The organism is Vibrio hyugaensis, from assembly GCF_002906655.1.
Taxonomy (GTDB): Bacteria; Pseudomonadota; Gammaproteobacteria; order Enterobacterales; family Vibrionaceae; genus Vibrio; species Vibrio hyugaensis.
The window spans coordinates 1,118,078-1,144,083 of the sequence record NZ_CP025795.1 but is presented as its reverse complement, the minus strand read 5'-3'; the positions used below and the strand labels follow the sequence as shown (position 1 = coordinate 1,144,083).

The 26,006-nt window shown below is 45.0% G+C and carries 21 protein-coding genes and 1 pseudogene; 8 read left to right on the top strand and 14 right to left on the bottom strand.

Going from position 1 to position 26,006, the window contains the following annotated elements; genetic code table 11:
- Positions 1-11 precede the first annotated feature (11 nt).
- A complete protein-coding gene (locus C1S74_RS22215) occupies positions 12-305 on the bottom strand; it encodes an ArsR/SmtB family transcription factor (RefSeq protein ID WP_005435229.1) in 294 nt (97 codons plus the stop codon).
- Positions 306-456: 151 nt separating this feature from the next.
- On the opposite strand from C1S74_RS22215, the gene C1S74_RS22210 reads away from it, so the two are divergent.
- Positions 457-2,160 (top strand): FAD-dependent oxidoreductase, encoded by a 1,704-nt coding sequence (locus C1S74_RS22210; RefSeq protein ID WP_045401762.1) that lies wholly within the window; start codon positions 457-459, stop codon positions 2,158-2,160.
- 44 nt (positions 2,161-2,204) lie between these two features.
- On the opposite strand, the gene C1S74_RS22205 is transcribed toward C1S74_RS22210, so the two are convergent.
- The 8 genes from C1S74_RS22205 to C1S74_RS22170 all read right to left on the bottom strand — a co-directional run bounded on the left by C1S74_RS22205 (position 2,205) and on the right by C1S74_RS22170 (position 8,687).
- Positions 2,205-2,423 carry a DUF6500 family protein gene (locus C1S74_RS22205; RefSeq protein ID WP_045402006.1) on the bottom strand — a complete coding sequence of 73 codons (219 nt, stop codon included), beginning with the start codon at positions 2,421-2,423 and terminating at the stop codon, positions 2,205-2,207.
- Positions 2,424-2,522: 99 nt separating this feature from the next.
- The gene (locus tag C1S74_RS22200) at positions 2,523-3,749 is read right to left on the bottom strand and encodes a carbohydrate porin (RefSeq protein ID WP_045401760.1); all 1,227 of its coding nucleotides are present in this window, start codon (positions 3,747-3,749) and stop codon (positions 2,523-2,525) included.
- Positions 3,750-3,860: 111 nt separating this feature from the next.
- Entirely contained in the window at positions 3,861-4,493 is a 633-nt protein-coding gene (locus tag C1S74_RS22195; protein WP_038877363.1) for a DUF3299 domain-containing protein, read from the bottom strand.
- A gap of 79 nt (positions 4,494-4,572) precedes the next feature.
- On the bottom strand, positions 4,573-5,904 hold the full coding sequence (locus C1S74_RS22190) for a metal-dependent hydrolase family protein (protein ID WP_045401758.1): 1,332 nt from the start codon (positions 5,902-5,904) through the stop codon (positions 4,573-4,575).
- A gap of 250 nt (positions 5,905-6,154) precedes the next feature.
- The gene (locus C1S74_RS22185; protein ID WP_045401755.1) at positions 6,155-7,153 is read right to left on the bottom strand and encodes a helix-turn-helix transcriptional regulator; all 999 of its coding nucleotides are present in this window, start codon (positions 7,151-7,153) and stop codon (positions 6,155-6,157) included.
- 63 nt (positions 7,154-7,216) lie between these two features.
- Positions 7,217-7,681 (bottom strand): hypothetical protein, encoded by a 465-nt coding sequence (locus C1S74_RS22180; protein WP_045401753.1) that lies wholly within the window; start codon positions 7,679-7,681, stop codon positions 7,217-7,219.
- 41 nt (positions 7,682-7,722) lie between these two features.
- On the bottom strand, positions 7,723-8,226 hold the full coding sequence (locus C1S74_RS22175) for a hypothetical protein (protein WP_045401750.1): 504 nt from the start codon (positions 8,224-8,226) through the stop codon (positions 7,723-7,725).
- 2 nt (positions 8,227-8,228) lie between these two features.
- Positions 8,229-8,687 (bottom strand): hypothetical protein, encoded by a 459-nt coding sequence (locus tag C1S74_RS22170; protein ID WP_045401747.1) that lies wholly within the window; start codon positions 8,685-8,687, stop codon positions 8,229-8,231.
- Positions 8,688-9,334: 647 nt separating this feature from the next.
- On the opposite strand from C1S74_RS22170, the gene uhpT reads away from it, so the two are divergent.
- The 5 genes from uhpT to manA all read left to right on the top strand — a co-directional run bounded on the left by uhpT (position 9,335) and on the right by manA (position 15,696).
- Positions 9,335-10,732: a hexose-6-phosphate:phosphate antiporter gene (gene uhpT, locus C1S74_RS22160; protein ID WP_045401745.1), complete on the top strand. Its 1,398-nt coding sequence runs from the start codon at positions 9,335-9,337 to the stop codon at positions 10,730-10,732.
- 183 nt (positions 10,733-10,915) lie between these two features.
- Complete coding sequence (gene uhpA, locus C1S74_RS22155) at positions 10,916-11,524, top strand: response regulator transcription factor UhpA (protein WP_045401742.1); 609 nt, start codon at positions 10,916-10,918, stop codon at positions 11,522-11,524.
- Entirely contained in the window at positions 11,524-13,023 is a 1,500-nt protein-coding gene (uhpB, locus tag C1S74_RS22150; RefSeq protein ID WP_045401740.1) for a signal transduction histidine-protein kinase/phosphatase UhpB, read from the top strand. The genes uhpA and uhpB overlap by 1 nt, the downstream gene beginning before the upstream one ends.
- A gap of 5 nt (positions 13,024-13,028) precedes the next feature.
- A complete protein-coding gene (uhpC, locus tag C1S74_RS22145; protein ID WP_045401737.1) occupies positions 13,029-14,369 on the top strand; it encodes an MFS transporter in 1,341 nt (446 codons plus the stop codon).
- Between the two features lie 118 nt (positions 14,370-14,487).
- Positions 14,488-15,696 carry a mannose-6-phosphate isomerase, class I gene (manA, locus tag C1S74_RS22140; protein WP_045401734.1) on the top strand — a complete coding sequence of 403 codons (1,209 nt, stop codon included), beginning with the start codon at positions 14,488-14,490 and terminating at the stop codon, positions 15,694-15,696.
- 58 nt (positions 15,697-15,754) lie between these two features.
- Here the strand turns inward: manA and C1S74_RS22135 are convergent, their stop codons facing one another.
- Genes C1S74_RS22135 through C1S74_RS22120 form a run of 4 tightly spaced genes read right to left on the bottom strand, consistent with a single transcriptional unit; the run spans position 15,755 to position 19,685 of the window.
- Entirely contained in the window at positions 15,755-16,414 is a 660-nt protein-coding gene (locus C1S74_RS22135; protein ID WP_045401733.1) for a potassium channel family protein, read from the bottom strand.
- Positions 16,411-17,532 (bottom strand): AI-2E family transporter, encoded by a 1,122-nt coding sequence (locus C1S74_RS22130; protein WP_045401731.1) that lies wholly within the window; start codon positions 17,530-17,532, stop codon positions 16,411-16,413. Before C1S74_RS22130 ends, C1S74_RS22135 begins: the two co-directional genes overlap by 4 nt.
- Before the next feature lie 28 nt (positions 17,533-17,560).
- Entirely contained in the window at positions 17,561-18,574 is a 1,014-nt protein-coding gene (locus tag C1S74_RS22125; RefSeq protein WP_045401730.1) for a DUF2955 domain-containing protein, read from the bottom strand.
- Complete coding sequence (locus C1S74_RS22120) at positions 18,564-19,685, bottom strand: HlyD family secretion protein (RefSeq protein ID WP_045401727.1); 1,122 nt, start codon at positions 19,683-19,685, stop codon at positions 18,564-18,566. Before C1S74_RS22120 ends, C1S74_RS22125 begins: the two co-directional genes overlap by 11 nt.
- Before the next feature lie 398 nt (positions 19,686-20,083).
- Between C1S74_RS22120 and C1S74_RS22115 the strand changes: the two genes are divergently transcribed.
- Together C1S74_RS22115 and C1S74_RS22110 are read left to right on the top strand one after the other, a co-directional pair.
- Entirely contained in the window at positions 20,084-21,097 is a 1,014-nt protein-coding gene (locus C1S74_RS22115; protein ID WP_045401725.1) for a helix-turn-helix domain-containing protein, read from the top strand.
- 541 nt (positions 21,098-21,638) lie between these two features.
- A pseudogene (locus C1S74_RS22110) lies at positions 21,639-22,902 on the top strand (hydroxymethylglutaryl-CoA reductase).
- A gap of 123 nt (positions 22,903-23,025) precedes the next feature.
- Here C1S74_RS22110 and C1S74_RS22105 read toward each other — a convergent pair.
- Entirely contained in the window at positions 23,026-25,494 is a 2,469-nt protein-coding gene (locus tag C1S74_RS22105; RefSeq protein WP_045401721.1) for a hypothetical protein, read from the bottom strand.
- Between the last annotated feature and the right edge of the window lie 512 nt (positions 25,495-26,006).

The following is a 26,006-nucleotide window of genomic DNA, read 5'->3' as shown; positions in this document are numbered from 1 at the left end:
TAAAGTTTGAATTATTGCTTACAGAAAACTTGGTTAAACGCTTCAATCAGCGGAGCGACTCTCCCATCAGAGATCGAATAAAACACCTGCTGAGAAACCTTTCGAGCTTTGATGATGTCGTGTTTTCTCAATACGGTGAGGTGTTGTGAAAAGGCTGATTGGCTTAATGTTGAGCCTTCAAACAGTTCGCCGACTCCTTTTTCGCCTTCAATCAGCTTGCACATCACGATTAGGCGCTCCGGATGAGCCATAATTTTAAGTAGCTCACTCGCTTCGGTCGCGCTTTGTAGCATACTGTCGCCCATTCTTATGCCCCTTCATCAATACGTTAAGTTTTATTAGATATTACTAATTAATATTATTAAGTCAATGCTAATGTAGCTTAATTAACATTAGACACAACTAATTTATTTAAGTAAGGTGTAGGCGTTTTCGATCATTCAGTAGGAGAAATCCATGAGCAAAATCGTGATTATTGGTGGTGTTGCTGGCGGTGCATCTGCAGCAGCTCGCGCTCGTCGTCTTAGTGAAGACGCAGAAATCATTATGTTTGAACGCGGTCCATTTGTGTCATTTGCAAACTGTGGCTTGCCTTACCACATTGGTGGCGATATTCAAGAACGAAGTAAACTGCTTCTTCAAACGCCTGAAAGCTTTTTAGCGCGTTTCAATGTTGATGTTCGTGCGATGAACGAAGTGGTTTCAATTAACCGCCAAGATAAAACGGTTACGGTTAAGAATTTGCTTGATGGCTCTGAATACCAAGAGAGCTACGACTTTCTTCTACTCAGCCCTGGTGCAGGTCCAGTTGTGCCGCCTATTCCGGGGATTGATAACCCACTAACGCACTCGTTGCGCAATATTCCTGATATGGATCGCATCATTAAAACGATTGAAACCAACAAAGTTGAACACGCTACGGTCGTTGGTGGTGGCTTTATCGGTTTGGAAATGATGGAAGCCTTCCACCAGCTTGGCGTAAAAACCACATTGGTTGAAATGGCGGATCAAGTGATGACCCCCGTTGACCGAGAAATGGCTGGCTTTGCTCATGCTGAAATCCGTGAGAAAGGCATCGACCTGCGTTTAGGCGTTGCTCTATCTTCAGTTGAATATGTTGCGAACCAATCTGTCGCTAACACTGAAGCGGGCGAAGATGATGCACACCAACACCTTCAAGGAAAGCTGACACTGTCTCTAAACAATGGTGACCAGCTGGATACCGATATCCTGATCATGGCAATTGGTGTTCGCCCAGAAACAAAACTAGCACAAGAAGCCGGTCTTCAAATTGGTGCGCTGGGTGGTATTTACACAAACGAGTACATGCAGACTAGCGATCCTTCTATTTATGCCGTTGGTGATGCGGTTGAAGAGAAAGACTTTGTCACTGGTGAACAAACACTTGTTCCGTTGGCAGGTCCGGCAAACCGTCAAGGTCGTATGGCAGCAGACAACATGCTTGGCCGCCAAGAAACTTATCAAGGTACACAAGGCACGGCGATCTGTAAGATCTTTGATTTAGCCGTCGCTTCTACAGGTAAAAACGAGAAGCAGCTTAAACGTGAAAACATCGCTTATGAAAAAGTGTATGTCCATACAGCAAGTCATGCGAGCTACTACCCTGGTGCAGAAACTGTGTCGTTCAAAATGTTGTTTGATCCAGCAACCGGGAAGATATTAGGTGCACAAGCAGTAGGCAAAGATGGCGTTGATAAACGTATCGACGTAATGGCAGTTGCTCAGCGTGCTGGTATGACGGTAGAACAGCTACAACACCTTGAACTCACTTACGCGCCACCGTATGGCTCAGCGAAAGATGTGATTAACCAAGCTGCTTTCGTTGCGAACAACATCATTAAAGGTGACGCAACAGCGATTCATTTTGATGAAATCGACAACCTCTCAGAAGATCAAGTGCTGCTTGATGTTCGTAATCCGGGAGAATTGGAATCTGTAGGCTTCATTGAAGGCGCAATCAATATTCCTGTCGACCAACTTCGTCAACGTATGAACGAACTGCCAAAAGACAAAGAGATCGTGATTTATTGTCAGGTTGGTTTACGCGGTAACGTCGCTTATCGTCAACTGGTCAACTCAGGCTTTAAAGCACGCAACCTGCTTGGCGGTTACCGTACTTACAAGTTCGCAAAAGCTTAATCTCTGACTTTGCATAGGCAAAGGGGCACGTAATGTGCCCCTTCTTACATTTCGGATTCGACCAAATGAATAATCTTGGTCGCTTTTTCGAAGTGGTCGAGTTGATGAGTTTGAATCCACCAAGTTGCCGCTTCCATCAATAACTCAGGATTGTCATTCTTATTGGCGAAAAAGGCATAAAAGGACACACCAACATTGTCGCCTTTCTGCTCTATTTTCTTCCTACACACCTGAATGATTTTGTCTCTTAACGCTATATTCATTGCCTTTCCCTTTCTCTTTGCGATAGCAAAATTAACCCAAAACAAGAATAACTGCATTTATATACAGTTATTCTTGGTAAGGCAAATAAACATAATCATCTAGATGAATATTCTCGCACGCAAACCTAACACCCAAGTGCTGCTTTTGTTCGAAAATGCAGGGTCTTTGATGTACTGAATATCTGGCGTTATTTGAATGTAGTCGTTCAACTGCATGTTGTAGTAAAGCTCGGCAGTGAACTGTTCAGAGTCATCCAGACCATAAGCGTGCTCTAAGTTATCGTTAACATGGCTCCAGTTGACCGCGAAGCCTAGGTTGTTTGTTGGCTTACCTAAACCAAAGTAACCAATCCCCACCGTTAGAGAGCGATCATAAAGCGCCACATCACCTTCAGAGAAACCACCACGAACAAATGGCATTAATTGTTCTGTTGCAAAGTAGCTTGCTGAAAAGTTGATACCCTGTCCGCTATCTTTATTCGTTAGGTTGTGTTGCGTGTCGCCATCCAAATGCCAAGCCGTTAGGTGAACATTATCGGTATAGATTTGATCTTGTGACGCCGTCCAACCCAGTTCGAACGTCGTAAACAATTTATGATCGTTGAATAAGGTATCGAAGCCATCAAATGGCTCATCTGAACGCCCTTTACCATCAGCCACACCTGCAATTATATAGAAATTGTCTGACAACATGTGACCGACTGCTAACCCAAGAATCCCATCATCCGGCAGACCAATAGAGCCACCACCAGTACTGAATGCAAGGTTGGTAAATCCGGTCCAAGGGCTTGCTAATGCATAGGCATCAACATAGTCAGTCGTATCTAGGAAACCAACCATGAACGAGGTCTTGCCATCATTCAGTTTTTGCTTCCAATATAGGTTGGTTAGACGAGCTCCTTGATCGCTGTACGCTGGGCCAATCATGCCTGCGTAACCTAACCCGTTACCAATAAAGCTAAATTCTTTCGGTGACAAATCGCTATAAGCATGGCGGTGTTCGACTTTCCAAACCAATCCGCCCGTATTGCCAGATTCAAGGCCGATCAGATTCCAACTACCGTAGAAGCGAGCAACTCCAGCGCTTGCTGTATCTTCACCACCACTTTGAGGGTCTGAGGCAGTTAGACCAAGGAATTGATAGTCCAGACCGAAAGTAACATTGTGTTCCTCTGCTAATGACTCACGCCATGAGCGTTTTTCTCGAGCATTTTCTGCAATAGTATTGTCTACCGTATCAGGGCTACCAAAGTTCGCCGCGTTAACCGATGATGCCATTACAAGTGAAAGAGCGATAAAACTAAGCTTGGGAACAGTTACTTTCATGTCTGGGTTCTCATTAAATTGATTTCTAGAAAGAGATTTTAATGATTCAGAGTTTTGAAAATTGCCATTAAGCGACAGCTCACTGCTTTATGTCATTTCGATAATAGACTCTTATTGGTAAGGTCGGATAGAAACCTCGTCCATTTGGTAGATTGTTTCTACGTTCGCAGCACCATCAGAGTATGAAACGTCTGCTTTGGTCTTTTTCACGTGCAGATCCCCTTTCACCCAAATTGGCTCGTAAAGAGAAGTCAGTTTCAAACCTTTCGGGTAATCAACCAACACAATCTGGTTTGCTGGAGGTGGTGGTGTATGGATACATGCGCCCATGGTGGGAACAAGGAAGAATTTTGTGACAACGTCATTGTTAAATTCTACTGGCGTTACAAAGCCAGGAATTTCATAAGTATCTTCGGTAAGTGTTGCGTTTGGCATTGATGCCAACATACGACGATGTTCAGTAATTTCGTTGCGCTTTTTGAACAACCATTCAATGTCTAAGTCGTCAGCTTTTAAACTGTCTTCTAACTCTTTCATGGTTTGCTTCTGTTGCTCATTAAGATTTTGAGAATCGCGGTATCTTGCAAGAGAACCAAGTTCAAAAAGCTGTTGATCGGTAAGTTTTACAAATGGGTCTTCAATTTGAGGAACATTGACTGGCAATAATTGCTGCCAACTAAGTTGGTCGGCGGATACATTTGATGAAGCCAGCAAAACTAAGCCAGCTAATAGGTACTTCTTCATACGTTCCCTTGAATCGTTCTTTGTCTTTTAGAGAAAAATTTGGGGACAACCTCCGTCCCCAAATAGTCGAAAGAGTTTACTACAAGGTGTTCTTGTGGATCTTGCCGTCTTTCATAATTACTTTGAATTTATCTTGGTAATCGTTAAGAACTGTGATGTCTTGCAAAGGATTTCCATCCACCAGCACCACATCGGCATAAGCCCCCGACTCTACAACGCCGAGTTTTCCGTATTTATATGGGTTCATTCCGCCTGACCAACTCAGTACTTCTGCTGCGTTCGATGTCCCCATTTTCATGATCTGGTATGGAGTGAAGCCGACTTTTTCCATCCAAACCATGTTGTCTGCTTGGCGCGTATTGTAAGACGGGCCAAACATATCGCCGCCCGTTACAATCAACAAGTCGTACTTACGCGCCCACTCAAACATCTGTTTCGCGCCTTCGTTTACCTTGGTCGCTTTGGCTTTTTGATCGGGACTGAAGAAGGTGATCTTTTCTGGCTCTGCAAAGGCTTCGAGAGACATCACCGCTTGAGCAGAGAGCGCCACGCCCTTCTCTTTCATTCGCTTAATGGTCTCTTCGGAAATCAAGAAGTTATGCTCAATCACTTTAATGCCAGCATCAATGGCACGGTTAACCGAACGGTCATGATAAGCGTGCGCCATGACATAAGTGCCATAATCTTCCGCTACACCCACAATCGCTTCCATTTCTTCTTTGGAGAATTGCGTCATATGGATTGGGTCAAACTCACTCGCAACACCGCCGCCAGCCATGATCTTGATTTGAGTAGCCCCCGAACGTAGATTCTGACGCGCAGCACGACGAGCCTCTGTTTCACCATCAACGATATAACCAAAGCCATGGCGTTCAAGATCGTCAACACGTCCTGGTACATCATTGAAGCTGCCAGTATCCGCGTGACCACCGGTTTGACTCAAGAAACCGCCCGCTGGGAATAATCGAGGGCCTTCTAGCAAACCATTGTTGATGGCTTTCGCCATACCAAGAATATTACAGCCAGCGTCACGAGCCGTAGTAAAGCCTTGGTCGAGGTACTGCATCATCGAAACGTGAGCACGAGCGCCCATCGCCATTTGGTCATAACCATCGCGCCCTACCAACATGCCTTCCTGAATACACATGTGTGAGTGCATGTCGATCAAGCCAGGAATCATGGTTAAGCCTTCGCCGTTAATCGTCGTGGTTTGCTTATCCGTTTTAATTGGCTTTGGGGAAATCTCTTTAATCAAGTTATCGACAACCAGTACGTTCTGATTTTGCAGTAGCTTTTCATCCTTACCGTTGAAGACATCAACATCGGTAAACAGCGTTGATGTTGCATTCGCGTTGAGCGCAAACGCACAAGATAGCGCAACTAAGGAAAGGTTCTTCTTAGAAATTGTCATTATTACACCTATGTTTTGGATATTTGGGTCCATTTCCCATAACTTCCCTTACGAGAACAACGGTGTTATGAGAAAGCCGATTCCATAAAAACTACATATGAAACAGAGCACTTACACTCAAAACATAGAAGTTATAATGCCGGACTTCAAGGTCGGTTAATTGCCTTTACACGACAACATTCGCAGATTGTGTGGAAATGTGAGTTGCTACGGAAACCTCCGATAATTCAGAGGCTCTATGTGTTACGAATTAAGATAAAGACTGGCGATACGCTTTAGGCGTCATTTTCATCATCCGCTTAAACGCACGAGTGAAGTGGGCAGAGTCTGAATAGCCTGTTTTGAGCGCAATATGCGTGATGCTGAGGTCTCGGTCAGCCAAGAGTTCAAGCGTTTGTTTAAGCACTAAGCTTTCAATCACTTCGCGGTAAGACGTGCTCTCGCTTGCTAGTCGTCTTTGGATCGTGCGAGCGTTCATATCAATAAGCTCCCCAGCAAACTGAATAGAAATTTTACCCATGGATAGATAAGGTGTTAGCGCCCTAGCCAAGGCGTTACTGAACTTATCATCATCACCTCGCGAGCCTTTATCCAGAACCGTCTGAGATGGAATATAAGCTATCGGCTTGTTAATCCATTCATTAGGGATTGAGATTGCAGTAACCGGTCTACCAGTAAAGAACTGCGCGCTCTTCATACCCGGTAATTGATTGAATGGCTCTGCTTCTACGTCTTGAATCCCGACTTCTGCCAGTTTCCATTTCGAACCAACTAGCCTCTTGAGCAGTTCATTCATGAACATTGCAGAGAACATTTCTGCATAACGAAACCACTCTTTCTCAGCGTTTTGCTTTTCTCTTACTAACCACCATTTTCCGCCGCGAGATTGGACCGAAATACTGACGTTATCGGAGATCTGTTTGAGCAGCTGCGATACCTCTTCTAATGCTGCTTTAAGCGAATGCGTCAGGGTAATTTGATTCGCAAATCTAGGCACATAGATGTCGTGACAAAGCGTCCAAGTGAGCAAAGCAAACTTCTCTGGTGATGCGCGTTCACCTAACGTTTGGAAGACTGCTTTTAGCGCGCTCTCGGGAACAAACGCGTCAAGGGATTGGTTAGACAAGATATCCTGTGGCATTCGGGCGGATTCAAGTAATGAGTGAATATCTCCATCAAGCTCATTGAGCATAGTGGCAAAAAGCTTTACTTCTTCCGAGTGAACCAAAGGAATATCTGTATTGGGCATGCAAGCTATCATCTTAAAATACCGAGGATTACTCTAGTTTATGCACAAACTTCCGAGCTGTCATTAATAGCAATCTAAGTGCCATTCCATATTGAGAGAGAACTCACCTGCAGGCATCTGATACTCGTTCATATCAACTCTGGCGCTGATTCGAACTTCTTTACTCGAATCTAATTGCTCAAGGTTTAGCTCAATGCCTTGCCGCCAGTAGTCAAGATTACCGACAAAACGTTCCGGCGTATCCACTTTAAAGTGAATACGCTCCGGACTGATGGTCTCTGCACCCATATCGATATTGAAATAGGACAAACGAAAATAGAGACGCTTATCTCGGTTATTCGCAAGTAGTTTGAGCGTTAGTGAATCACTACCAAATCTTCGACCGAAATGAATTTCGCCACGCTCTTTAATCACTTCAATGCCACAAGACTCATCGATATGTTTATGAAAATGAACTTGCGCCGCACGAGAAAGCGAGCTCACGCTTAACAGCGCGACTGCTAATAATGAAATTAGAAATTGCTTCATAAGAAAACAAGCCCTATTAAAGGGCTTTCATTAATTTATTATTAATCACACTCGATAACCCAATTAGTGACTAATGTATATTGGTCCGCATCTAAATTGCTTTCATCCACATTAATTCGAGCAGACAAGTCAACTAGGTTATTATTTCGAATGTCATCACGGGAATATTCTATGCCTGACTCCCAATCTTTAGCATTCATATTTTCTTCATGGACACCGCCGGATTTAAACCACACATCTTCTTTATCAATATGGTTACCGAGTTCATGCTCTTTTAATGGTTCAAGGCTCAGCTCAATTTTTCCGTCGTCTTCGTTATTAATCAACTTAACTTGAGCTTTGGAATCGTTGTATTGCTCACCAAAAGCAAGATCAGCGTTCGCGATGGTGACATCAATGCCGCATTGTTCTTGAATAGTTGCACTAAACGTGACGTCGTCACTCGTAGCTTCGTCCTTATCTTTAAGCGCTTGAGCCTGTACACCAGTCGCAGCAATAAGGGTTGCTAACAACGCAATGCGGACCGGTCGTTTCTTGAGTTTCATGTTCACTCCGAAAAAGTGGTTTGAGTTTGCTTCATTCTCTTGAGCCTTTGTGTTTCTACTTGAATTTGCAAAAGCTTCAGCTCGTGCTCTGCCTGAGCGAGTTCTTCCTGCCGTTTTCTCTCTCGCAATTCGAATTCATAAAGACGAGTACAATCGACTCGTTCCTCACCACCGAATTGAAAAGTCAGTGACGCGTATACGCCCGCCTCATCTTGGTTTTGCTGGTAATAGTTGTTGTAGTAGTTATCACTGTCTTCTTGACCCGTTGCGCCATACGTACCGACCTGAAAGGTTTTACCAGTTGACACGGCTTGCTCACAGGTTGCGCCTTCAGACGTTCTGATTCTGTCTGTACCCGATGGGTTTGAAACACTGGGAATAGGATTTGCGATAACACCAAAACTCAGCAGTAACAAAGGCAAGCCACAATACAGAACACGCTTGCTAGCAATCGTGATCATGCTTTAATACCTTTTTAACCGGATGTTAGAACACACTTCGTAGCTATTTGGTGTGTTATTCACCATTCGAGTACAAATTTTCTTTTTGCTTATTTGGCCCGCAGGTGTTTTGACTCGAACGTTTAATGACACTTCTTGTTGAGGATCGAGTGTTATTTTACTGTTGAACGTCTTATCATCGATTCTGAGATAATAATCCGCTTTTTTGTTGTACTTATTCTTTAAAAGAAATTGAACTTCCGTCATATCGGTATATGCGGTGAACTCTCTCTCTTTCCAAATATGTAAATTTGCCGATGCACTGCCAGAGATTAGCATCGTTAATATAATCACCTTTCGTATCATGGCTTATTACCTTGAGAAGAAATCAGACAGTGATTTTATTTTGTGCAGTTTTTAATCCTTACCATTTTACGCCAAGGAAGAAACTAACTAGGTAACTGGATGCTTATTGCTCGAATTAAGGCTATCCCGCACAGAATGTGATGATTTTCACGCTTTCTTAATCAGCAATCGTTTTCTAGGAATTTTTCCTAGTCGATCTAAGCCCTCCTCTCATGTGGTTCAAAAGAGGACTCTCTACAATCGCCGACAGCTAAAAGAAAGCGAGCACGCAAGTGCATCACACTAATACAAGAGAGTTCACGATGTTAAAATTCCTTGAACAAGTCCGGAAGCCTACCCTCGATCTTCCTGTCGAAGTACGTAGAAAAATGTGGTTCAAACCATTTATCCAATCCTACCTAGTGGTATTTATTGGCTATTTGACCATGTACCTGATCCGTAAAAACTTCAACGTCGCGCAAAACGACATGATTTCAACTTACGGTTTGTCGATGACCGATCTAGGTTTGATTGGTCTGGGTTTCTCGATTACTTACGGCATCGGTAAGACCGTAGTTTCCTACTACGCCGATGGCAAAAATACCAAGCAGTTCCTCCCTTTTATGCTTATCCTTTCTGGTCTGGCGATGCTTGGGTTCAGCTTCAGCATGGGTGGCGGTAGCGCGAGCTTGTTCATGATGGTCGCATTCTATGCACTGAGTGGTTTCTTCCAAAGTACTGGTGGTCCTTCTAGTTACTCGACCATTACTAAATGGACACCGCGTAACAAGCGTGGTTCTTACCTAGGTCTTTGGAACATGTCTCACAACGTAGGTGGCGCAGGTGCTGCAGGTGTGGCTCTGTTTGGTGCTAACTACTTGTTCGACGGTCACGTAATCGGCATGTTCGTGTTCCCTTCTATCATTGCGATCATCGTTGGTTTCATCGGTATGCGCTATGGTAACGACTCTCCGGAAGCCTACGGTCTAGGTAAAGTAGAAGAGCTATTTGATGAAGCAGTCAGCGAAGAAGACGAAGCGGCTGAAGGCAATCAAATGACTAAGAAAGAGATCTTTGTTGAGTACGTTCTGAAAAACAAAGTGATCTGGCTACTTTGCTTTGCAAACATCTTCCTTTACATCGTGCGTATCGGTATCGACCAATGGTCAACGGTTTACGCATACCAAGAACTTGGTCTATCAAAAGAAGCAGCAATCTCTGGCTTTACCCTATTCGAAGTGGGTGCGCTTGTGGGTACGTTGATGTGGGGTTACCTATCTGACCTTGCAAATGGTCGCCGTGCGCTAGTGGCTTGTGTTTCTTTAGGTTTGATCATCGTATCACTTGAGTTCTACCAACACGCAACCAGTGAGTTCATGTACCTAGCGTCGCTATTTGTTATTGGCTTCCTAGTGTTTGGTCCTCAACTGCTTATCGGTGTTGCTGCGGTTGGCTTTGTTCCTAAAAAAGCAATCAGTGTGGCAGACGGCGTAAAAGGCACATTCGCTTACCTAATTGGTGACAGCTTCGCGAAGTTGGGTCTAGGTATGATTGCAGACGGTACGCCAATCTTTGGTCTAACGGGTTGGAAAGGCACGTTCGCTGCCCTAGATACCTCAGCAATGATTTGTATTGTTTTGCTTGCTTTCGTTGCTATCGCAGAAGAGAAAAAGATTCGTCAAAACAAGAAGAAGCTTGAACTCGCAGAAAACCAAGCTTAATCAAACAGCGCGCTTTGCTAGTCAAAGCGCGCTAGATCATTAAATAAACTTGGTCAATTTAGTATCATTGTAGGTTTTTATTGAGCTCTCTATATCAAAGGTGCCAAAGGATTGTCTCCTATCTAGCGCCAATTGGTATTGAGCTCATTTTCGTTTGTGTATTGCTGAAGTTTGGTATTTAAGATGATTAACGTAGCGCTTGTTGATGACCATGTCATTGTTCGTTCTGGATTTGCTCAGTTGTTGAGCCTTGAGACAGACATGAATGTTGTAGGTGAATTTAGCTCGGTAGCAGAAGCTCGAGTGGGATTACCTGCGTGCAAGCCAGATGTGGTTATCCTAGATATCTCGATGGCAGACGAAAGTGGGCTTGCCCTACTCTCCGAAATCCCTTCTGGTATTGCTTGTGTCATGTTGAGCGTACATGACTCGCCAGCAATGGTTGAAAAGTCACTTAAACTCGGCGCAAAAGGTTACCTAAGTAAACGTTGTAGCCCTGACGAGTTGATTCAAGCCGTAAGAACCAGTGCATCGGGCGGTTGTTACCTAACGCCCGATATTGCGTTGAAGCTTGCGACACCAAGTGACAAAGCGGCGACGCTGACTCAATTGACTCGCCGAGAAAACGAAGTGTGTCAATTGCTGGCTCGTGGTTTGGATGTGAAGTCAATCGCCACTGAGCTTGGCTTAAGCCATAAAACCGTTCACGTTCACCGTGCAAACGCCATGGATAAGCTAGGCGTAAAGAACAACGTTGAACTCGCCAAACTGTTCTCGCAAGAGTCGTTTTAATGCGTAGCTACACCATCACCTCTATTTGCGGTTTATTCATGACAGGATGCTCGTGGTTCTGTCTTTGGGTGATCGCTTATTACTTTGTGAACGATGCCGAGCTTGCGATCTTGTTGTTCCCCTTCGCGTTGCGTTTGGGATTAACACTGCACACGCGCACAAAGTATTGGGCAACGATTTACCTCGCCGAATGGGGATTAACCGTTGCACTCGCTCTACTTCTTGAACAGCCACAATGGTTGATGGTGTTGGTGGCCAGCGTATTGAGCATTCCCGTAGCGTACTTTGCTAAGCGTTATTACAGAGGCGATCAGAATCAGCACTTAGCGGTGATGGCGGTCGTGTTGCTCGTTACGTCTTGCATTAACGTACTTGCGGTTGGTTATCATGTTCAATCTGTATACATGGCATGGTTGGCAAGTATTGCTGGCGGTTTGTTGATTCTGCCAATGTGTTACCTACTCTGGAACTATCTCTTCCAGAGCCCTTGGTCGCCTTTGACCTCGAATCTACTGGCGAACGAAGTCCAATTCAAAGTTCGTCATATTCTGCTTTATAGCGTGCTGTTGATTGCCAGCATTTTGGTTCAAACCAGCTTGCCAGATGAGTTAAAACGCTTCGCGCCTTTCTGCATGGCAATCCCAATCATTGTGCTTGCGCTACGCTACGGCTGGCAAGGTGCACTGCTTGCGACCATGTTAAACAGTATTGCCTTGATCGCTGCGCGAAGCGGTGTTTCGAACCTAGAAATCACTGACCTGCTGTTGTCCCTTTCTGCACAAACCTTAACGGGCATCATGCTCGGTTTAGCAGTGCAGAAACAAAAAGATCTTAACCAAAAGCTACGTGGCGAACTGACGAGAAACCAAACCTTGTCTCGAAAACTCATTCAAGCGGAAGAGTCGGTGCGTCGTGACGTGGCAAGAGAACTGCACGATGAAATTGGTCAGAACATCACAGCGATTCGTACCCAAGCCAGCATCATTAAGCGGGTTGATAATGCCGAAATGAACACACGCTGTGCCGACATGATTGAAAACCTATCACTCAATGTTTATGACACCACCAAACATTTGCTGAGCAAACTGCGTCCGAAAATGCTCGACGATCTGGATTTGAAAGACTCCGTTCACCAGTTAACCCGTGAAATGGAGTTCGACAATCATGGCACTCGCGTTGTGCTTGATTGGCAAGGTGACTATGAGTCTTTAGGCGACACGCTAAAAGTCACCCTATTCCGTTTGTGCCAAGAAGCGTTAAACAACGCTGCGAAATATGCGAACGCGACGTCTATTGTTATCGAGCTGTCTATTGACGAGAACATTTCGTTGAACATCGCAGACAACGGCATTGGTTTCAAAACCGAAGACTGCATGAAAGGCATGGGCGTTCGTGGCATGCAAGAACGCGTACAAGCACTCGGCGGCAAAATGTATATCTACTCTTTGAACGATCATGTGGATGGCACACAAATCGCCATCACATTACCTAAGGTGTAACGAGCATGTTTGGATTATTTCAGTCTCCGAGCTACAACCAAGCTCCCCTTAGTAAAGACCAAGTGGATGAACGTTATCGTTATTGGCGTCTGCACATCATGCTGGGCATGTATCTCGGTTATGCGGGCTTTTACTTCACTCGCAAAACATTTAACTACGCCGCACCCGCGATGATTGCTGATTTAGGTTTAGATAAAGCCGATATCGGTATGATTGGTACGCTTTTCTACATCACCTATGGTTTATCGAAGTTTATCTCGGGCACCATTTCTGACCGTTCTAACCCTCGCTTTTTCATGGGTGTCGGTTTAATCGCGACGGGCTTGATCAATATCGCATTTGGCTTCTCTAGCTCTTTGGTTGCACTCGCAGCACTTTGGGTAATGAACGCTTGGTTCCAAGGTTGGGGTTGGCCTTCGTGCTCTAAGTTACTTACCACTTGGTATTCGCGCTCAGAACGTGGTTTCTTGTGGGCCATTTGGAACACCGCCCATAACGTAGGCGGCGCTTTAATTCCCCTACTTGTTGGATTTCTTACGTTCCATTACAGCTGGCGAGAAGGCTTTATCGTACCGGGCATTATCGGCGTCATTCTTGGTGTCATTGTTTGTTGGCGCTTGCGCGATAAACCGACCACTCAAGGACTGCCAACGGTTGGTCAATGGCGTGATGACAAGTTAGAACTGGCCCAAGAGAATCACGGACAAGGTCTTAACTACAAAGAAATCCTCAAACAATACGTGTTCAACAACAAGTACATTTGGTTGCTCGCATTCAGCTATGTACTGGTTTACATCGTCCGCACCGCCATCAATGACTGGGGTAACTTGTACCTGACAGAACAACACCACTACAGCCTAATCAATGCCAACGCTGCATTGTCGATGTTTGAAATCGGTGGCTTTGTTGGTTCTCTAGTGGCTGGTTGGGGCTCGGATAAATTGTTCGGTGGTAACCGAGGCCCAATGAACCTATTGTTTGCCGCAGGTATATTCCTATCTGTCGCAGCACTATGGTTAATGCCTTTAACCAACTTCGCGTTCCAAGCTGCGGGACTGTTCTCGATTGGCTTCTTTGTGTTTGGTCCACAAATGTTGATTGGCATGGCTGCAGCGGAATGTTCACACAAAGATTCTGCTGGTGCTGCCACGGGCTTTGTTGGTTTGTTTGCTTATATGGGAGCTGCACTTTCTGGCTACCCATTGGCATTGATTCTTGAAGGGTACAGCTGGACTGGATTCTTTATCACTATCTCGGTATGCGCAGCCGTTATTGGCTTGTTGTTATTACCGTTTTTGCAGGCTCAACCTTCGAGAAAGCCGCTCGCTCCCAAGCTTAGGTTATAGACATCTGATTGTAGAAGCGACTTCTACATCTTTTAGGGTGAGTTAACCGCTCACCCGCCCAATCTCCACTATTTTTTGCTTCCGATTCAATTCGGAGGGTTTTCTACGGGTAAAATTCATGAATTCGAATACTATTTCATCAAAATGCTTCTTTAAAATGGACAATAAGATCCAAAACTACGACTGGGGAAGCCGCACAGCTATCCACGATTTGTTTGGCTTTGCTAACGAAGCTCAGCAACCTCAGGCCGAAGTTTGGATGGGCACGCATCCGAATGGTTGCTCTATCGTTAAACAAGGAAGTACAAATGTGTCTTTATCAGAATTGATCAAGCAGGATCCGTCAGCATTTCTATCTCAAAGCACGGCTGAAGCCTTTGGTGACCTACCTTTCCTATTCAAGATTCTTGCGGCGGATAAAGCATTGTCTATTCAAGTGCACCCAAACAAGCAAGATGCGGAGCTCGGTTATGCAAAAGAACAACAGCTAGGTGTACCGCTGAGTGCATTCAATCGTAATTACAAAGATGCCAACCACAAGCCAGAACTGGTTTACGCACTTACTGAATACCAAGCAATGAACGGCTTTCGCCCGTTTGATGAAATCATCGCTGAGTTCCGCCTGTGTGACATTCCAGAGATTAACGGTTACCTAGAGCAATTTAAACGCAACCCTAACCAAGACGGCTTGTGTCAGTTCTTCGTGGAGATTCTTTCCATGGAAGAAGCACGCAAGTTTAACGCAGTGGATCACTTATTAAGTTACGCAGCAGCCAACCAAGCACGCCCTGTGTGTGAATTGATTTTAGACCTTGCTGAGCAATACCCGAATGACGTGGGTTTGTTTGCCCCATTACTGCTGAATGTTATTACGCTAAAACCCGGTGAAGCTATGTTCTTAAGCGCGAGAACGCCTCACGCGTACATTAAAGGTACCGGTCTGGAAATCATGGCGAACTCAGATAACGTACTTCGCGCTGGTTTAACACCAAAACACATGGATGTGGAAGAACTGGTTAAGTGTACCGACTTCATTCCAAAACCAATGAACACGCTACTAACCCAAGCAGTAATCGACGGCTGTGAGCACAACTTCCCAGTCCCTGTACAAGACTTCAAATTCTCTGTGTTCCAAGAGCCAAAAGATCAACAAGTTGAGATGAGCAGTGCGGAAATCCTAATGCCGATCGATGCAGACGTAACGCTTCTTGCAAAAAGCGGCGAAACATTAGTGCTTGGTAAAGGGCAATCGGCTTTCATTCCTGCTTATGTGGGTAGCTACACAATCCGTTGTGAAGGTCGCGTTGCTCGTGCATTTAATGGCTAAGTTCATTTCCTCTTAAAACAAAAATGGCGGAGACTTTTCCGCTCCGCCATTCATTTGTTTACTCACTCTGTGCTTGAGCCAAACGAATACTCACCAAACTTGCCACCATGATGGCTAAGTAAAAGCTCCCGACTATCGCTTCAAAGAAAACGAAGAATTGAGCCACCGGAACCGTCGGTGAAATGTCACCATAGCCCACTGTCGTTAATGTGATAAAGCTAAAGTACAAAGCATTAAACAAGTTCGACAGCCAAGGTTTTGCTTCTAATCCTGTGAAAGAGCTTGGGAAAAACTCCAACACCAACAAGTAAATTACCGCCCACGCAAGCCCTAGCAGCAGATAGATACAAATCGAACCGATGATGTGGTTTGTCGTGACCGACTTGGTCAAAACCACCTGCTTTAGCGCCGAGTATATATGTGAAAACAAGAAAACCAGTAATGCACCTAGCGTCAAAATGGACAGGTCTAAATGCTCTAAAAACGACATACCATAGGAGATGACGGCAACAATCAGTAACACACCATACCATGTACGATTGGATTTGTTCTTCTTGTTGATGCCTGCAATCGAAGCACCTAGCGTCACCACCAAAAGAGCAAGAACAAATTCCTGACCATCGGGATAAAACTGATGCATCACGGCACAGCCAAAAAACAACGCAATAAGTGCAAAGAACAAAAAGTAAAAGTTATCTTCCCTGGTCATCGGTTTCATGATGCCACCTCTGCTTTGTCTTCCTCCTTCGCTTTTTGGTCAATGCTCATTGCTTTGTTTGCTTCAGTGTCATCTTCATCTAACCAGTTCACCATCAACTGGTAAGTCAGACTCAGTACCACGGCACCAACAAACAGACCTACGATACCAGACATTGCCATACCACCCAGAGCACCTAACAATGTAACAAGCATTGGTGTGTCAGAACCACGGCTTAGAAGTACTGGTTTCAGTACCGCATCACTCGCGCTCACCAAAATACACCAGACTAGGAAGATGCCAGCAACCAGTGTCGATTCGACGCTAAACACGTAAATAATCGCAGGAATCAATGCCAGAATCGGCGGCAATTGAACAATCGCAATCAGAATAACGGCCACCATCCAAAGCGCAGCAGCAGGAACGCCTACTGCGACCATACCAACACCTGCCATAACCGATTGAATCAGAGCAACACCAATCACACCTTGAACCACACTGCGAACGGTCGATTTTGAAAGATCAATCAACGCTTCGCCTTTCTTGTTGGTGAGGCGGTCAGCCAGCTTGGTAAAGCCTTTCTGGCACACTTCTGCATTGCTCATGAACGCACCAGCAATCATGGTCGAAATAATGAACTGGATGAATCCACCACTTACCGAGCCAACGATGGACGCTGCTTGAGAAAGGAAGCCTTTCACTTGCTCGCCATACTTGACTAAGAAGCCTTCCATGTTGGTCGATGCGTAGTTAACCGCAACGAACAGCTTGTCGCCCACGACAGGGATCTCTTTTAAGCTTTCTTGTGGCTTAGGTACAACTAAAGTGCCATCTTGCAACCCAGTGACTACCTCGGTACCACTGGTATAAAGACCAGATGAGAGCGCGATAAGTGGAATTAAAAGTAACAGCACACCGATAGTGCTGAGGAGCGCACTCGCCTTACCTTTTGAGATACCTAAGCGATTATGAAGGGACATCATGACTGGGTTGAGAGCGATGGCAATAATGCCGCCCCACACGACCAACATAATGAATGGACTGAGGATAGAGAAACACCACCAGATCAGTAACGCTACGGCTCCGATCTTGATAGCGGCGTCTATCGCCTGTTTAGAGAAATCATTTGAAGCTTTCATAGCGTTACCTTTCACTGTCTGTTAAGTGTTATGTTTGCAAAAACTTCCATTGTCGGGTTTCCAAAAAGAGTGATGCGAGGATCATGTACGTCCCGACCAACACCAATTGGAAGATTCGGATAAATGTATTGCTGTCGATATCTCCAGAGCTCATTAGCGTGCTGCCGATTAAGACAAGCAGGGTACTGAACGCCGTGGCGAATATCGGTGCCTTCTCTGGCACGGTGTAAATCTTCTTCCCTATCAATACCGCCAATAACGCAATAAAGGCGGTGTAAAAGAATATGCTTGGCACAATAGCGAGAATCGAGAAAGCCAAGATGGCAAGTATCCCGCCAATACCGTTACTGATGATTAAGAACGCACTTAATTTGACTGACTTCTCTGACGTAATCATCAAAGACAGCAACGCGACAAACATCATGGTGAGCAGCGCTTCTGAAATCTGAAAGACAAAGAAGAAGCACACCACTGGAAATGAAATCAACATGGCTCGAAATGACGCATGCCAACGTTGTTCACTGCCAATTGGTGGAGCCGCATAACCAGCGAACTCGCTGTCTGGTTCTGGTAAATAGATATGAACCAGAGCAAAAATCGCCACCGATACCGCTCCAGAAATCGCCAAGCCACTTGCGAGAACCAAGGAAACCGCTGGATTGTTTATTGCCATAAATGGCAACATCAATACCGCAATCAACAAAATGGTCGCGAATAGATTCCATTTGGGGTCAGTAAACAAGTAGTAACCCCATGCCATCATCAGACCGACGGCAATCAATAGAACAATTGGATACTGAGTAATGCCTCCTGAAAGAAGCAGCCCCAACCCCATGGTGGCAATCAATGCCAGCAGCAACTCGTAAATCGTTTCTCGATGAAGATTTGGCTTATCGACCAAGAACTTCGCGGTAAATACCGGCGCGACAAACGCCAGTTGCCAATTAATCCAAGCAGCGAGAAACACCGCCAGACCTACACCAATGGTGAAGCGCAGAATCCGACGTTGAGTTGCGTTATCAATGCTCAGATTATCGGACATAAGACAGTACGCTCAGTAGACGAATCCAAAGTTTGCCAAGCGTGTTGAACACGAAGTTGTCACCGCTGTAGACAATCACATCTGCTTGCCCGCCAACACGTAGCATTCCTGTTACTTCTTCACGATCAAACTCGATAGCGATTGGTAGCATTTGCGTTTGGCGTAACCAACCTGTTTGTTGATTAGCTTGCGCGAGCTTACCCGCTTGTTGGTTTTGTCCCCAATCGACACCCCAGTCGATGCTGCTAACTTTGCCTTTGATGACTTTGCCAGGAACAAAATCGAGGGCGATTTCTACTTCGTCACCAATGCTGACGTTGCCTAAACTGTTTTCACGGAAGTACGCCTCAATCCAAATGTCTTCTGTCGACACGAACGTCATGATTGGCTGACCTGCTGAAGCATAGAAGCCTTCGGCCAAGCTGAAGTTTGAAACACCGCCTTGAGTTGGCGCACGAATCACAGTACGTTCTAAGTTCAGTTGAGCTTGCTCAAGTGCCAGCAATGCTGCTTTTACTTGGCTGTTATCTTCGCCTTCGGCACCCAGTTGTTGCTTCGCTTTTTCAAGATCCGCTTCTGCATTTACTACGTTCGCTCTTGCGGTTGCCAATGACGCTCGTGCTTTGTCTGCATCTGATTTAGAAACCACACCTTTCTCCGCCATCGCAAGAACACGGTTGGCTTGCGCTTCTGTGTTTTGGCGTTCAACAATCGCTGAAGTTAACCTTGCTTGTGCCGAAGCGATTGATGCGGTTTGCGCACCAACGTTTTGCCCTGCGATTTCAAGATTCTCTTCGGCTTGCTTCACTGCAATTTCATAATCTGATTTGTCGAGAACGGCGAGCTCGTCACCTTCTTCAACAAGTTGGTTCGGACGAACCTTAATATCTAAAACGTTGCCAGAAACCTGAGGTTTTATCGGCACGATATAGCCTTTAACGCGCGCATTATCAGTCACTGGAATGATGCGGTCTGACACAATGCTGAACCCGAGCATGACGACAATGAACAAAAGCAGATAGTTGGTAACCGTCTTTACTTTGTCTTTTTTATTCGTCTCTTTGTTTTCTGCCACTTCCGTTGGCTGTTTTTGTTTTTCGTTCTCGGACATGTTATCCCCTTGCCATTGAATAGATTGAACATTTTAAGAATATACCGTCCTGCTCAACCTTCAATTAATTGAATAATAAATAGCGAGCTATATCTAAAACCGTGCGTTATGCGCTAAGATAAAATGGTATTTATACCCAAGTGACCTCTTAGTGCCGGATTCAGAGCGCTGTCACTGGCTTAAGTTCAAGGAAAGCAACTGGGAAATAGCTAGCTATTTCCCAGTTGTTTGACGCGGAAATCAAGTCAGTGACACGCTCCCTAAGGGCGAGTTGGCTTGGTATGTATACTTTGTAGCACCACTAGATCTTCAAATCGTCGCCGCGTCTACAAACCAAGCCATTCTCGCTGAACCTCGCACTTAGAGGTTACTTGGGTATACAAGGAGTATCCGCTAAAATGCCAAATCAAACGTTTCATCTACCTGTCATTCAGACTAACTATGCTCGAATCCTAGTCGAAGTCTTTGCCGACTATGGCTTGGACAAGCATAAGCTACTGAGTGACGCTGGCTTACCAGCGGACTTATTCCAAACCGAGAGCGACTACATTCCGTCTGAATCGATAAAACGTTTGATTCATCTTACTTCTTCCCAACTTGGTATAACGAAATTCACCGACTTATTGGTGTTAGTCTTTCGCCGCCGCGTCATACCCAATGTCTTGCATCAGTTTGTGCCATTTCAAACCATCGGCGATTCAATGCAGCACATCGATGAAATCTTCAGTTTAGACTCGCCTGGCAGTAACGTTTCTTTCGAAACCCATCATGGTCATGCCTGGTTCTGTCGATATTCGGAACAGAAAGACACGCAAATCGCTAACTGGTCTGAAGCATTTGCTGTGATTTACATCATTGAGCTCATTAGCATTTTGACCAAAACCGCTTGGTATCCAAGCAAGGTACGCCTGCAAGGCAGCAACAGCGATATCGTAAAAAGTGTTGTTCCTAGCCAGTGCCAGATATTTGTGGGTCAAGAGAAGACCGGTGTTTACATTCCCGCGGACATTCTTAACGTACCAATCCAAATATCGGACTCACAGTTAGGCGCTGAACCGAGTCAGATTCAGTGGCATACAAGTTTTACCGATAGCGTGTTTGAACTCCTGCGCCCTTATGTCCGAGAGCGTAATTTGTCGATAGAAGAAGCGGCTCAGTTGCTGAGCTATTCTGTTCGAACCTTTCAAAGAAAGTTAAAGAATGAAGGCACTTCTTTTCGACATATTAAAGAGTCATTGATGTTCTCTGTTTCTTGTGAATTGATGGAAGAAGGACACTCTCTCACTTATATATCCAATCAACTTGGCTACACCAGTATTTCGCACTTTTCGCGCGCCTTTAAAAGAGTGTCCGGGTTATCTCCTAAAGTGTATAAACAGTCGATTGCGCTGAACGCATCCAGCACTTCGTGACGTTATACTGCTCAGTCCATATGAGGCTTGGTACTTGGTAATTGTTTGAGTTTGGCTTGCATCAGTGTTGCGAGGTCTATTTCATCACACAACACTTCTACGTCCTGAACTCGAAAGTAAACAATCATACGTTACCCTCAATTGAAAACGTGGGGCTATTATGCCGCGGCGCAAACCAAGTTATTTACCATTTTACGCCACTTGACCACATTTCAACCTATTATTTTTTTGTCTCAAATTAGAGTAGAACGCCCACTTTGCATAATCTTTACAGAAAGAAGAATTTTCTATTCAAGCTCTTCATTGCTCGACTTTAACCTTTCAAATCCGCCCACCCTTTCTCTTCTTTTCAATAATATAGCGGCAAAAGGTGCGAAAACCAGACGCTTTATACCAATCATTTAAGGGGCCATTTATTCGCCAAGTAAGATTTCAGTGAGTTTGAAGTTAAGCAGCCTTTTGTTGCAAAACGTATACGCGGGATTGTAATCACGTTTTGTATCACTACAATTCCAAACCAAATGAATAAAGAAACGTTTGTATGCCGAAATTAAATTTAGACAGCGCAAGGAATAGCTCTGCACTCTCTGATAATGAAACCTGCGAAAAAGTACAGTCGGCATTAGAACCGAAATACCACAAACCAGAGAAGAAACTTTGCCTCAGTGCAGGTCTGACGGAAAAAACACATCGAGCGCCGATGGAAAGTCCTCGAATCCATGACTGACAAAGATCTTCTTCTGGATCCTTTCACGCAATCGCATTACGACCAATACGCCAACAACATCGAGCACTTTATTGGCACGGTGAATCTGCCTGTAGGTGTTGCTGGACCTCTACGTATTAACGGCTTGTTCGCGAATGACGACTACCTAGTACCGCTCGCCACAACAGAAGCCGCTCTCGTCGCTTCTTATAACCGCGGCGCGAACTTAATTACCGCTGCTGGTGGTGCAAGTACCCTTTTGATCAGCGAAGGGGTCAGTCGTACACCTGTTTTTGGATTCCAATCACTTGCAGAAGCCGCGCAGTTCGTCAGTTGGGTGGTGACTCAATACGATATCTTCCGTAAAGAAGCCGAATCAACCACTACGCACGGCAAGCTGAAAGACATCAACGTCAACATCGAAGGTAATCATGTTTACTTGGTGTTCGAATACGTGACGGGCGACGCATCTGGTCAGAACATGGTGACCATCGCAACGCACAAAGTATTCCACTACATTCTTGAGCACAGTCCTATCCAACCAAAAGATGCATTCTTAGATGGCAATCTCTCTGGCGATAAGAAGGCAAATGCGCACACATTGCGCTCTGTGCGGGGCAAAAAAGTATCAGCGGAAGTCACCATTCCAAAAACGTTGGTTGAGAAATACCTGCATACCACCCCAGAAGCCATGGTGAAATTTGGAAAAATGACTATGGTCGGTGGTTTGCTTAGTGGATCGATCGGTATTAATGCACATTATGCGAATGCTCTCACTGCACTTTATATTGCATGTGGCCAAGACGCGGCATGTGTTGCCGAATCAGCAGTTGGTATTACAAGAATGGATATCGACACGAATGGTGATCTGTACGCCTCTGTGACATTACCAAACATCATGGTTGGCACCGTCGGCGGTGGTACTGGCTTACCAACTCAAAAAGCGTGTTTGGATATACTTGGCTTGCACGGTAATGGCAAAGCAAAAGCGTTAGCAGAAGTCGCTGCTGGCCTATGCTTGGCAGGTGAGCTTTCCATTGTTGGCGCATTCTGTGCCGATCATTTCTCTCGTGCGCACCATAAACTAGCGAGAAAATAAACCGTTAAGCATAAAACGTTAGAATATAAAGCCGCTCACTCATGTTAATACAATGAGTGAACGGCTTTTTAGTTGAAGCTCTTCTGCTTATTTCGTTATCGATGCTATAAGCAATTTCGCTTTTTACTCTGGTTGCGGTGGTATGTATAAATCCACAGTATCAACAAAATACGTACTCCACATCTCGTTCATACTCGTATCTGAGTACTCGTCAAAGATGATAACCGCAGCGCCATATTCACCTTTGAAGTAAGGTGCTATTAACCTGACGAAGTCATCTCCTTTACTCAGTTTCAAATACCCTTCTGACGTGATACTCCAATCCCAACCGAGATTTTCAGTATTGCCATCGGCTTTCCAAGTCGCGCGATCGGCCATGCCACCTTCATAGATGTCCCAGAAACGAACTTCGACTCCGTTTCCTTTGCGTCTCGTCAGTCTTGAATCGACAACATCATCCGCCGTTAATGGTTGAAGACCGCCACAGTTTGTCAGCTCCGACGACAACAGCACTGCATTCACCGATGCGCCAGTGGCATTGACCTCACAGTAATCGTAACCTTCACTGCGACTCACGCCACGGATAGACTCACCAATTACTCGCAACCAGATCGCTTGTTCAGACAGTCCTTCTTCGAGCCAACCGTCGACCAGTTCGTCTAAGTCTTCAATATAAGGACCGACGTACTCAGGATAACCTGTGTAATTGTCGTTGATCAGAGTACTGTATTTTTGTCCACCATCATTAAAGGTGTAGTCATACCCTTCAATTGCAAAGTGTTGCCATTCAACATGAGTACGAATATCTGTCTCTGACCAATAGGTTTTAACTTCATCCCAACGGTTGAACATCATGCCTTCACCGTTTTCATTAACCTTCTTAACGGTGTTAGCTTCGTCGAGAATGTATTTACCGCCAACGCTCGTTTCAACTGTTTGATAGTCGTCGTTCACATCTTTGGTGTACGTGTACTCTTCCCAATAGTTGACTCGATATTCCAAGTTAACCGAACCATCCCAGTTCCAGATAGGTCCAGCTGTAGTAAAGGATTCAGATCCGTCCGCATTGTTCATACTCGTCGTGGTTTCATTGTAAGACCCATCTGCATCCCAATCGTGCATGATGGTTTCTTTGTTACCTCCATCAACGTAGTCCCAGCGCTCACGGACTTGCGCATAGGTAGCGGCTTCTAATGGAACTACAGCATCTAGTTCGTACTCTTTAAATTCACGAGATTCGTAATCGTATTCGGTCGTTGTTTCTTCCACCTCAACCATGGTTTGCAACAAGTCCACACCGGACATGTCGCCAGCCATGACGGCTTCTGCCAGCAAATCAACTGTGCTGTAGCTTAACTCTCGTTCTGGGTCATCTGTAGTGACGCTGTCACCACCAGAATCGGCGGGGTTGGATTCATCAATATAGCGAGTGAATTTCCATTGGCTGCGCGTCTCTCCCTCATTCGCCACCCCGACATCATATACATGGCTGGTGAAATCAAACTCGCCATCGAAGTTCAAGTCTGCTTTAAACGTTATCTTGGCCGTGAACGCACCGTCATCTAGGTTCTGTACCGCTTCCTCTGTGAAGGTACTGAACACCGTTTTTACGCCGGCTCGTTCATAATATTCTGTAGCCGTCGCTTGGTAGGTCAATGTATTCGCTGTTTCATCGACGATCTCCGTTTCACTGCCCTCTACCGTAAAGTCCAATGAGATGTCCATGTTGTCTGGCGTACCATAGTAACTGTCGGTATACGAGTAATGGGTCACCTTGCCATCCGGATATTCATCTTCCAGTTCCTCGGCGACTCGCTCATCCGATATGCGTTCATCGACTTTGCTTTCGGCAAGTTCTAAGATCTCTCCCGAGTCGCCCTCAGCGATGAAGTCTCCCATCAAACGTTTTTTTAACTCCTCATCAGTCAGTCCACTGCCTTCGAGTTCCTCTTTTAACTCCTCAACGGCATCGTCAATCGCTTGGTTCACTAAACTACCGAGAGCGATAAGCAGTGCTTCCTGTTCTTCATCACTGAGTTCATCGACGTTTTGATCTTCTAATACGGCACTTACTCTAGAGGTCAGCTCTTCATGAACTTGGGTAGTAAAAGGATTAATAACCTGACCATCGAGTTCGCCGTCTTCAAGATCATCAAAGTCGGCTTGTGTTAAAGGGGGCATGCCTAGAACAATGGCATGACTATCTTCAGCATCTTTAAAGACTTTCTCAGCTTCATTAGCCGTAAGCTTCTGTTCCAACTCTTCCATTGTGGTTGGGGGTTCAATCCCCACATCGACAGAGTAATTCGTCAGTTGAGCAAGAATAGGCACACCGACTAAGGCACTCTTTTGCGCTTCTGTGATTTGAAATGAATATGTCCCATCGAGCCCAGAATTCGCCTGAGGTTCATCGGCATCGGGCTCACCATCTCTATCGATGTCCATCCAGACCAATGCGTTATAGATGTAGCCATCAACGACGGTGCCTTTGATCGTGTATGTTTGACTGGCGCTTTCGTCATTATCATCACTGCCACACGCGGCGACGGCAGATGCAATAACAACAGCAAGCATAGTTTTACGAGCTTCCATTTGTGCTCTCCTATCCAACATTTATTGTGCAGCTATTACGTCTCCCATCTTCTAGCTGCAACTCCATTAATGTCGACTGATCGACTTGATAAATGTTAGTAACAGATCGCATTCCCCTGTGTGATTTACGTACAATCGTGAACATATTCACGCTTTAGGCGCCCCAATTGGCATTTTTATTATTAGTGAGTTCGTGTTGGCATGTTTTTTAGACCAAATTTCCTTAAAAGCTCAAAGCAATCAAACTAAGCGTTATATTTGATGTAATTATCACCACGACTTTGACTTACCGATTCCTCATCTCACAGTAACGATTCAAAAAAGTTTCATATTTTATTTGAGTTAGCTCACATCTTATCGGTATTTCGATGATTCAGTCACTTATATATTTTTTCTCATCATAAATTAAGCGTACTCGAAACTATTTTCTGCAATTAATAACTTTGCTAGTGATTTTTACCGTCTATAATCCGTTCTGCAGCTGCTTGATTTCACTAAATTTATTAATTAGC